This window comes from Roseimaritima multifibrata, from assembly GCF_007741495.1.
GTDB lineage: Bacteria > Planctomycetota > Planctomycetia > Pirellulales > Pirellulaceae > Roseimaritima > Roseimaritima multifibrata.
This window is the reverse complement of record NZ_CP036262.1, coordinates 6182817-6193803: the sequence shown is the minus strand read 5'-3', so window position 1 is coordinate 6193803 and position 10987 is coordinate 6182817. Positions and strand designations below refer to the sequence as shown.

Sequence of the window (10987 nt, the reverse complement as noted above, 5' to 3'; positions counted from 1 at the left end):
TTACTTTTAAGTTGCTGCGTGCGGCAATTTTAAAAGTTGCACGTTCCCCGAAAGGAGTGCGAGGCAAGGACGTCTAGTTAGTAAAACTTGGCAGCCCGCCGCCACCTCCGCCGAGTGCTTGGTAGGCATTGACGATTGCATTCAGTTGTTGCTGTTTGGTTTCGATCAATCCCATCTTGGCTTCCATGAATTCCCGTTGCACAAGCAGCACTTCGACGTATTCGACACGGGCGCTTTGGAACAGTTTCGATGCACTGTCGACCGACGCTTCTAACGCGTCCAGTTGCTGCTTTTTGACTTCGATGCTTTGCCGGTAGTTGTCCACTTTGGTCATGTAGTTCACGACTTCGATATGGGCTTCCAGGATCGTGCGTTGGTAGTCATAGATCGCTTGCAACTGCCGTGCATTGGCCGATAGGTAGGAGGCCTTGATCGCTCGCTTGTTAATCAACGGGCCAACCAGTTCGCCGGCGACACCATAGATCAGCGATTCCGGAGTCTTAAACAGATAGCCGGTGCTGAATGCGTTCCAGCCAACCCCGGCGGTAAGCGAAAGGGAAGGGTAGAAGCGGGCTCGAGCCACTTTGACATCCAGGCCGGCTGCGGCAAGTTCTCGTTCGGCTTGTTTGATGTCCGCACGATTCTGAAGAAGCTGTGATGGGATGCCGACAGCCAAGGTTTGCAGGTTCAGGTCAATGTAATTCGACGATGGACGCTGGATGGGTTGCGGGTATCGACCGACGATAAAGTTGATCCGGTTTTCAGCTTCGATGATTTGCTGCTGAATGATCAGTCGTTCACTTTCGTTCTTGCGAACTTCAGCTTGGAAACGTTGCACGGCCAGTTCGGTGCCACGGCCCGCTTGCTTTTTAGCGTTGGCGACTTCAAGGCTTTGTTTCTGGAGTTCGATAGTCCTTCCCAATGTTTCCAATTGGTTGTCCAACGCTAACAGTTCGTAGTAGTTTTCGGCGATTTCGGCTACCAGACGGGTGACGATATAGTTTCGTCCATCGTTTGTGCCGAGGTAACGCATCGCAGCGGCGCTTTGCGCGTTCCGCAGGGCTTTCCAAATGTCAAGTTCCCAGGAGACATCTGCGCCGACGAGGAAGTCGGGCAGGGGATCGGGGAATTCTCTTCCTGGGACGACTTCAAGCTGTTCTTCGACGGCTCCAGCACGTGTGTACTGTCCTGGTTTTTCTAAGCCTGCTCTCGCTCCAAGCGTAACAAACGGGCGGTATTCACCACTCCGAGCCTGGACTTCCAGGCAGGCAATCCGTACTTCCTGGGCCAGGATTTTCAGTTCTTGATTGCCGACAAGTGCTTGATCGATCAAACCAAGCAGGTCGGGATCATTAAAGAATTCGTAACGCGACATCGTCGCCGAGTTTTCGAATTGGTTGTTTACGATCGTCGGGGTTGTAACGGTTGTCGGGGCGGCATCCGTTGTGATGCTGCCGGATTCCAGCACGACGTCTTGAGGAGCGGTTGGCTCCTGAAGATCCAATTCGGTGGCCGTCTGGATAAAGCTGGCGAATTTAATGTCTTCCTCTGCCGCGTCGGCTGGAGAGGCGTTGGCGGGGACGACTTTGTTGCTGCTGTGCGTGTTTTCCGGAACGTTAATGTCCGGCTTACTAGCATGTTCGCTTTGGTCGGTATCGTCGCTGCTTAAGTCGGCGTAGTGATTGGTAAAGGAGCTTGGCGAACTGTACGATTCCGGCATCACGGGCCCCGGCTGCGCCTGCTGGAGCGGTGGGGTTTTGCAGCCGGTTGCAGCGAGCAGAGCCCCTGCTAAAAGGATGGCCGCCTGGCCACGATTGGCCGAAATTCGGTTCGCAAATTCTACGAAGTGAGTACTCATATCCGTCCCTGATGAGCTTGCGTTTGTCGGCATCCTGCCAACGTTCGACTGATGTTGTGAAGTACCGTGCTCAAAAGGAATCGACCGGACAAATACCGGTAAGCTTCGCTGTATGGAGAACGCGGTTTTTACGTATTCTGAGCATAGATTGCGATTTATGGGTTATCGTGCTTTCGGCGAATTCTCCTGTATTTCGATGTCCATTTTCTGAATAGGTAATTTGCGTAGTGGTTCATGGTAGCGGGATCCTTCCTTGTTAATGGCATTGAGTATTTAGGTTTCGTCAATAACGGGTTAATGTGATGATCAAGTGGTGCGGGTCTGGAATGTTGGGGGGACTTTGTCACGTCGGGATGCTTTGGTGGGCATTCTTGCGAAGCGTGTGGTTGCCTAGTGTTCGCGTTCCATCAGTTCGCTTAGTGGTTCATCGTGTTGGTCCTTGATCAAGCTACGCCCATCCGCCAATTTGGCGAACAGATAGTACAGGCCCGGGATCACTAAGACACCGACCAAGGTCCCCATCAACATCCCGCCAACCGCGGTTGTGCCAATCGTACGGTTGCCGATCGCTCCGGGACCCGTTGCTCGCACCAGTGGGATCAGCCCGGCGATGAAAGCGAATGAGGTCATCAAGATAGGACGGAACCGAAGTTTGCCCCCTTCGATTCCGGCCTCCATGATGCTCAATCCTTCATGATGGCGTTGGACTGCGAATTCGATGATCAGAATCGCATTCTTTCCTAGCAAGCCAACCAGCATCACCAAACCAATTTGACAGTAGACGTCATTGGCCAATCCCATCGACTTGAGGAATAAAAAAGATCCGAACAGGCCGACAGGCAACGATGTCAGGACCGCCAATGGAAGGATAAAGCTTTCGTACTGGCCGACTAAAACCATGTACACAAAGACGACAACGACCAGGAAGATATAGATCGCCGTATTGCCTGCTTTGGCTTCGTCGTAGGCCAGTCCTCGCCAGTCGATGTCAAATCCCTGAGGGAGTGTTTGTGCGGCGACTTCCTTGATGGCCGCGATCGCTTCACCACTGCTGTAACCGGCTGCGGGGGCTCCTTGGATGGGGGCGGTCGGGTACAAGTTGTAGCGGCTGATTTCGTTAAGCCCTTGCTTCGGGACGATCTTCATGAACGCCGAGTAGGGGACCATTTCGTCTTGATCATTTTTGACGAACATGTTGTCAAGATCTTCGGGATACCGGCGGAATTCGGGCGCCGCTTGCACGTAGACTTTGTAGAACTGGCCAAACCGAACAAACCCCTGTTCCCAGGTGCTACCGACCACGATCGAGAGGTTATCCATCGCGTCGCGAATCGATACTCCCTTTTGCATCGCCGCATCATTGTCGATGACGACTTCGAACTGCGGGTAGTTGGCGGCAAAGAAGGTGAATAGGCCTTTCAGTTCCTTTCGTTTTCCCAACGCCGCCATGAATTTGTCGGTCTCTTCACCAAGGGCTTGGTAGTCTCCGCTATTGGTTTTATCCAACAAGTTCACCGAGAAACCCCCGGCGGCACCAAACCCCGGTACCGCAGGTGGTTCAAAGAATTCCAGTTTCACATTAGCAATGTCGGTGCCTCTTTCCTCAAGCTCTTCAATGATTTGCTTAGAGGTCAGTTCACGATCGGCCCAGGGTTTCAGGTTGATGATACAGGTCCCTGCATTCGATCCTCGTCCTTCGGTAAGAACTTCGTATCCGGCGATGGACGATACCGAAGTGATTTCATCCATCCCCTCACAGATGGCCTGCAGTTCGTGGCATTTTGAATTCGTATATTCAAGGGTCGAACCGGGGGGCGTCTGCACGATTCCATAGATCATGCCTTGGTCTTCCAGCGGAATGAATCCGGTTGGAAGGACCTGATTGACGACCAAGATTCCATAGCTGAAAGCAGCAATCACCGCCATCGTTAGTACTCGCCGCGAAATGATCCGCTTGAGGATCGCAGCGTAACCGCCGGTGACCTTTTCGACTCCGCGGTCAAAGACGTGCAAGAATATTCCCAGAGGACTGCGTTTCTTTGCACTCCCGTTGCTGCCCGACAGGGAAGCTCGGAAAGACAGGATTGCCAACAGGGCAAACACGCCCGCGATGATCTGCGACCGTCGTTCCGTCAGAGGGAACTGTTCGGAAACCAGTTCGTGTACGAATTCGTTGTGCAGTAGATAGTAAACGCCGACTCCTACGGCGGTCCCCAGCAGCACGCATAGGAGGCCACGCAAGATCGGGGCGTATGTGCCTGCGATTCGGTTCATCGATCGGTTTGCCAAACCGACCAGACCACGTTGTTTCTCGTGACCGGTATGCGGCTTGAGAATCATCGCACACAGCACCGGGGTAAGCGTCAGGGCGACGATCCCCGAGATCACGATAGACATCGCCATGGTGAGTGCAAATTGACGGTAAAAGACTCCCACCGGCCCGGTCATGAAAGTCACAGGAATGAAGACGGCGGTCATCACTAACGTGATCGCAATAATGGCTCCACTGATTTCCTGGACGACTTCTCGGGTGGCTTGATAGGGATTTAAATGCTTCGTGTGCATTTTTTCGTGGACCGCTTCGACCACCACGATCGCATCGTCGACCACCACCCCAATCGCAAGCACCAACGCGAACAGTGTGATCAGGTTGATCGACATCCCAAACATCAGCATGAAGAAGAAGGTACCGATCAATGAAACGGGAACCGCCAAGGTAGGGATCAACGTGCTACGGAAGTCACCGAGGAACAGATAGACCACCAACGAAACCAAAATGAAGGCCTCGAATAGGGTGTGCAGCACTTTTTCGATCGAAGCGTCTAGGAAGTTGGACACGTCGTAGGTGACGGCGTAGTCCATGCCCGGAGGAAAGGATTCTTGCTTGATCTGTTCGACCTTTTCTTTGACCTTCTCGATCACGTCGGCAGCGTTGGAACCGGGGGTCTGCTTAAGCACAATCGCCGCAGAGGGTAGCCCGTCGATGTCCGAGTAGAGGTCATAGAACGATGAACCCAGCGACACTTTTGCGACATCCTCCAGACGCAGGATTTCGCCTTCGGGAGTCGCCCGCAGGATGATCTTGCCGTATTCCTCTGGCGTTTTGTAGCGTCCAATCCAGGTCAGCACGTACTCAATTGTTTGCGAGGTCTGCCCGGTTGCCTGGCCAAGGCGTCCAGGGGAACCAATCATGCTCTGTTCATCGAGAGCATTCATCACATCTTCGGCATCCACCTTGTAGGCCCGCATACGGTCCAGGTCCAGTTCGACCCGCATTGCATAAGAACGGTTGCCAAGGATGGTGGCACGGCCGACACCGGGAATCCGCTTGATCTCATTTAGGACGTTTACCGTCGCGTAGTTGTATAAGAAGTTTTGATCAACATTCGGATCTTCGCTATAGATGTTCACATACATCAGCATGCTGGTCATGTTCTGCATCACGATGATCCCCTCCCGTTCCACAATCGGGGGGAGGTTATTCTTGACCATTTGGACCCGGTTATTGACGTTCATGACCGCCACGTTCGGATCGGTGCCTGGTTCGAAGGTGATCTGGATCGTTCCTTCCCCGGCACTGGTTGCGTCTCCCATCATGTACCGCATGTTGGGGACGCCGTTGATGGCTTGTTCCAGAATCACCATCGTCGAATCGATCAGAATTTTTGCACTGGCACCCGGGTAGGAAACCGAAACCCGCACACTCGGTGGAGCGACCGAAGGGAATTGCGATATCGGTAAAGCGTTAATCGCCAATCCACCCGTAAACAGAATGAGCAGTGAGATGACAATGGCCAGTGCCGGCCTATGAAGGAATTTTTCAAACATGGTTTTGTGAGGTTGTCGTGTCCGGAGTCAATCGACTTCGGTGGAGGGCATGGAGTGAACTCCGAGGACTTCTGCGACCGAAGCGATTTTTATTCTGCTTTATGTTTCAGATTGCTAAGAACCACGGAAGGATCGATGAATTCGTATTTCACTTTGTCGCCATCGCGGACTTGACGAAGACCCTCAAGAACAATTCTTTCGCCAGCGTGAAGGCCGTCCTTGATGACAAAGATGTCGTCCATTTCGGTCTGGATCACGATCTCTCGCTGGTGGACCACGTTCTCGGCATCGACTACGTAGGCGTAGCGTTTGGCGAGGATTTCAAACGTCGCTCGCTGAGGGATGACGATGGCGTTTCTCAACAGCCGATTGATCAGCACCGTGCCGGTTTGACCATGTCGCAACAGCGCATTGGGATTTGGGAAGTCGGCTCGAAAGGCGATGTTCCCTGTTTCGTTGTTGAAGTCCGCTTCGATGGCACCAATTTCGCCATGCTGTGGGAATTTGTCGTGGTTCGCCAGGATCAATTCAACTTGAATATCGGCGTGGGCTGGGGAGGCATCCAGGGCCGCCTTGTATTCAAGGTATCGAGCCTCAGGGACATTAAAGTAAACCCACATGACTTCATTGTCCGAGAGGGTCGTGAGGATGTCCCCCTCTTCAACAAGGCTGCCGATCTGTTCATGCAGACGGTCCATAATGCCATCGAAGGGGGCTTTCACATTTGCAAAATCGAGTTCTGCCTGAGCCAGTTTTACTTTCGCCTGGGCTTGAGCCAGTTTTGCTCTCGCAAGCGCCAATTCCTGGGAAGAGACAACGTTTTGTTGGACTAGTTTTTCCGTGTTGTTGTATTCGATTTGGGCCCTTTGGGACTCGGCGATGTCCGAATCAAGTTTCGCCTGATACAGAATCGGCAGGATCTTAAACATGAGAGTCCCTTTCTGCACGAACTGCCCTTCTTTGACGGGGACTTGTTCGAGGTAACCACCTTCCAGTGCACGAATTTCAATGTGACGTCGGGAGTGGATTTGGCAGACGTACCGCTGGGTACTGATCACGTCCTTGGCGACCGGACTGGTGACAAGGACCTTGTGTTGTGGATGGTGTTCGCCGCCGGCATGTTCCCCTTCACCATGTCCTTCTTCTGCGTGACCTTCACCGTGTGCCTCTGCGTGGTGTTCCGATTCGCTATGGATGATTTCGTGTGCGGCTACCTCTGCAATGCCGCCGTGCTCTCCTTCGATTTGGAGCCCTCCGCCACGGAATTGTTCGACTTGGTCACAGGCAGGGAAAGACAGACAAATGGCTGCCAGAAAGATCGACGGAAGCGGGCGCGTTTTCATGGATTGGGTTCCTAAATATCCTTTGCGAGTCGGAGCTCGCTTGCCTGCAGTCGTTTGCATGAAGTCTGCAATGAGTTGCGTTGCTGATTGGTCAGGAAACGGACGTTACCGGCGAGGGCGAACTGTCGAAACATTGCGAAACTGTTGGTAACCACGATGTCAGAAGTTTTGCCTTCGCCAGGGGCTCTCCGTTCGTGAATTTGCTAAACGCAAACAGTGAGCCAAAGCGAGTGACGGCTTTTCAGGAGAGCTCTCTGCAGCCGTAAAATCGTTGCCAGAGTTTTTTTATTTGGTCGCGCATCGGATAGCATGCCGCCGCCCGTGAGAGTGGTGCTGGTCAACGCTTCTTTTGCGGAACGCAAAGCGACACCGTCCAAGTAGGCCTGCAGAAATTTGGAGCCTCTTGGGACGTGCAATGTATGGGTGACCGTTCCTGAGCGGGTCTGCAAGTCAGCGACGCGACTAATGGCGTCGTGGCAATCGTGCCGCAGGAACCACCGCGATACGGCAGTCACGTAAATAGTACTCGACAGCGCGTAGACATACCGGCGATACGTCACCAAGTCATTGCACGTACCCGGAGGCTTATTTCGGGGAAGCCAACGCTCTCATGTTTTGCAGTCCCGAACGGGTGCAAGAATCACTGACGGGGCGAAGGCCAGGAATGGGGACTGGGGGGAGTGACCGAAAAGCATCTGTGATGCATCGGATCGCGAAATCCTGGTGCCGGAATCGCGGAATGTCGGTCGAGGGGGCGGCGATTCGCCACTGGCGGGGGGCGCCGCGCCGCTGTTGCGTCTGAGAGAGAGTGGGCAAACAGCGGCGGTTTATTTAATGCAGTCGCCTTTAGGGGGCTAGGACTCCATCGAAGCAACGCCTTTCTTGCGGGCTTTTACCGCCAAGCGATAGGCTTCGTCGTTTCCATATTTTTCAACCGAGTATCGTTTCGTTTTGCGGACGCCCTTGGATGGACTCCACTGTGCAACCCAGTATTTGTAGGTTGGTTTCGAAGCCCAGCGATGGTCGGTTTCTTCGACTAAACGAACGCCAGCGATCCCGGAGGTGTTATTGGAGCGAGTTTGTTGAGCTAGTTTTTTAGCGGAGAAACTCTTCAGACGGGATTCCAGGTCATCGCGATGTTCGCGTGCCGCGGCGAGAGCTTTTCGTTTTCCGCCGTAATCAAGGTCCGAGAAGAATTGAGAATGAAGTTTTTTGCGTCGCATGACGCGGACTAAGTAGCCACCGCTGTGGACTCGATCGATCCGTGTAATATTCCTGTTGGCGTGCATGAGTGCTGTTTCTGTGGAGTGAATGCAAGTAAGAAAATCGAATCTGCCCCTTCGTTATCCTCTGACAGCTTCGTTTCAAGTGAAGAATCTCCAGTGTCAGGGGGCTAGCTCTGTTCGGCGATGGTGTCGCCGTTGAACTAGGTAGTCTAACATGCGTGGCGATTTAGTAAATTCAAGCCGCCCAGATAGTTTTATTCACTTACTTCTGTGGTTTGCGCCCTCGGAAGTAACGCTTTGTTCGGTATTGCAGCTAATGCTTCACACCATTTATTTGATGAGCTCTTTGGGAACTGGGAAATGCACTGGTATCTAATGTTGGCAGCTGCTGGCTTTGTGGCAGGGGTTGTTAATACCATTGCAGGGGGTGGTTCGTTTCTGACCCTTCCCGCATTAATGCTATTCGGATTGGATCCGAAAATTGCAAACGGGACGAACCGCGTTGCGATTTTGCTGTCCAGCGGGGCCGCGGTTGCAACGTTCCAGCGACAAGGGATGGTCGATCCAGCGATGGTCCGACGTTTGGTGCCGCCAACAATTTTGGGGGTGCCAATCGGAGCCGGGTTAGCGATCTATTTACCCGGAGAGGCATTCCAACCGGTTTTTGGGATGCTGTTTTTGGGAATGGCAGTGCTGCTGCTATTGAATCCGAAACGTTTGCTTGAATCGGATCGCAAGAAGGAACTTTCGTCGAAAGTGATTTGGCCGGTTTTTATGGGGATTGGGGTCTATGTCGGTTTTATTCAGGCAGGTATGGGGATCTTGTTGCTGTTGGCAATGAGCTTTCTTAATACCGGTGACTTGTTGGCATCGAACGTTATCAAGAATTGGATTGGATTCTTGGTGACCCTCGTCGCCGTCCTGCTGTTTGTAGCCACGGGGTATGTGGAGTGGGCTCCAGGGCTGGCAATGGCATCAGGAAATTTGCTTGGCGGGATTGCGGGAGCCAAACTCGCGATTAAAAGAGGCAATCGGCTTATTTTTGCCTTCTTAATAATCGTGATGATCGCCACCGGAACGAAGTTGCTGTTTGCGGGTGGTTTCTAGGGCACGCTGCCCAAAGCAGCCAACGTGCCAGCACGTTGGCATGCCGCGTCGCGGCGCTGGCAAACGTATCTGCGTCGCCAGTCGGTGGGCTGGCTGCATCGTCGACGCTCTGAAGAGCGTCGTGACGTTTGATAATGGGGCCGATCTTCGATTAGTAATCGTCGCCGCGGAGGCTGCCGATGACAGAATCCATCCAAGCCATCAACTTCGGTTTTAGTTCGTCAGCCTGGCTGGATTCTTTTTCGATTAAGTCGGTCTTTTCATACGGATCGGTTTTCAGGTCGTATAGTTCCCATTCAACCGAATCACCTTTGACGATTCGGTGCAGTTTCCAGTTGCCACTAATGATCGCTGAATGCCCTCCTAGGCTTTCGATCGTTTCGACAGGGGATGGAAGCTTGGCGGCATCTTGACTGGACGGGTGCGGCGGCAGGTCCTTCCCTTGTTGTTGGGCAGCGTAAAGTTCCGCCATCCATTCTGCCGCAGGAGTCCCAATTCCCTTTTTGTTGACATCCCAAAATTCGAGAGTTTCTGGTCGCTCTGTTTTCAAAGTAAGGTCAGCGAATGTGGGGAGCAGATTGATGCCGTCGAGAGGGACATTGGCGGGGGATGGTTCCGCGCCCGCGACCGCTAAGAGGGTTGGGAAAATGTCGCAGGTCGTGCAACGCATCTCGGTAGCAACGGGGTGTTTGATTTTTGCAGGCCATTCCAAGATCGCGGGGACCAAAAGTCCTCCCTCGTAGATTTTTCCTTTGTTGCCACGGAACCCGCCGGTGCTGCCGACGCGGGGTAGAGCGCCGTTGTCACTGCAGTACCAGAGGATCGTGTTATCCCGGATACCTAGCGTCGACAATTCATTGCGAATTTTTCCGAAGGCTCGGTCCATTCCTGTGACTTCCCCGAGGAAGTCTTGTTGGTTTTTAGGTTGGTCGGCATAGAGGGCACGATCTTCGTCCGCTGCACGATGAGGGCTGTGGGGCGATCCGAACCAGACAACCGCAAAGAAAGGTTTCTCTTTGGGCTGGGATCGCATCCATTCAATCGCGGCATCGGCTGCAACGATCGAGCTTTCGCCTGTAATCTTTTCGGCCGTCCCTTCCTTGGAAAGGATCGGATCGTTGTCATAGAAGTTGGGAGCGCTCAGCCAGGCATCGAACCCGTGTTTGCCCGGGTTCGCTGGGCTTTGGTTCCGTACTGAACCGAGATGCCATTTGCCAAAATGTGCCGTTGCATAACCGGATTGTTGAAGTCTTTCGGCGATGGTTGTTTCCTGAGGTCGCAACGGGTACCCCCACTTATAAACGCCCGATCTGTTTGGATTGCGCCCGGTCATGACGCTGGCTCGCGTTGGCGAGCAGACCGGAGCGGCGGCGTAGAACCGGTCAAATCGCAGTCCCTCCGATGCCGCTTGATCGAAATGAGGTGTCTTAACGACAGGATGCCCGTTGTACCCCATGTCCCCCCAGCCTTGGTCGTCTGCCATCACTAGGACAATGTTCGGACGCTCGGTTTCGGCGGCATCGGATCGAGTTGCGGATTCAGATGCCAAATGACTTCCCAAGGCAATGCTGAAAAATAGACTGAACGTGACACGGAGGCGGGGCATGGAGGGGGCTCTATGGTTG

Annotated in this window: 6 protein-coding genes; 1 reads left to right on the top strand and 5 read right to left on the bottom strand. The window is 53.3% G+C overall.

Annotated elements, in window-relative coordinates; translation table 11 throughout:
- Positions 1 to 73: 73 nt before the first annotated feature.
- The 4 genes from FF011L_RS22480 to FF011L_RS22465 form a co-directional block, all read right to left on the bottom strand.
- On the bottom strand, positions 74 to 1858 hold the full coding sequence (locus FF011L_RS22480; RefSeq protein ID WP_145354210.1) for a TolC family protein: 1785 nt from the start codon (positions 1856 to 1858) through the stop codon (positions 74 to 76).
- Positions 1859 to 2248: 390 nt separating this feature from the next.
- A complete protein-coding gene (locus tag FF011L_RS22475) occupies positions 2249 to 5686 on the bottom strand; it encodes an efflux RND transporter permease subunit (protein ID WP_145354209.1) in 3438 nt (1145 codons plus the stop codon).
- 89 nt (positions 5687 to 5775) lie between these two features.
- On the bottom strand, positions 5776 to 7029 hold the full coding sequence (locus FF011L_RS22470) for an efflux RND transporter periplasmic adaptor subunit (RefSeq protein ID WP_145354208.1): 1254 nt from the start codon (positions 7027 to 7029) through the stop codon (positions 5776 to 5778).
- Between the two features lie 854 nt (positions 7030 to 7883).
- Positions 7884 to 8318, bottom strand: a complete 435-nt coding sequence (locus FF011L_RS22465; protein WP_145354207.1) for an AP2/ERF family transcription factor — start codon at positions 8316 to 8318, stop codon at positions 7884 to 7886.
- 297 nt (positions 8319 to 8615) lie between these two features.
- On the opposite strand from FF011L_RS22465, the gene FF011L_RS22460 reads away from it, so the two are divergent.
- Complete coding sequence (locus FF011L_RS22460) at positions 8616 to 9362, top strand: sulfite exporter TauE/SafE family protein (protein WP_145354206.1); 747 nt, start codon at positions 8616 to 8618, stop codon at positions 9360 to 9362.
- Between the two features lie 151 nt (positions 9363 to 9513).
- Here the strand turns inward: FF011L_RS22460 and FF011L_RS22455 are convergent, their stop codons facing one another.
- Positions 9514 to 10968, bottom strand: coding sequence for a sulfatase-like hydrolase/transferase (locus FF011L_RS22455; RefSeq protein WP_145354205.1), 1455 nt, complete (start codon positions 10966 to 10968; stop codon positions 9514 to 9516).
- Positions 10969 to 10987 lie beyond the last annotated feature (19 nt).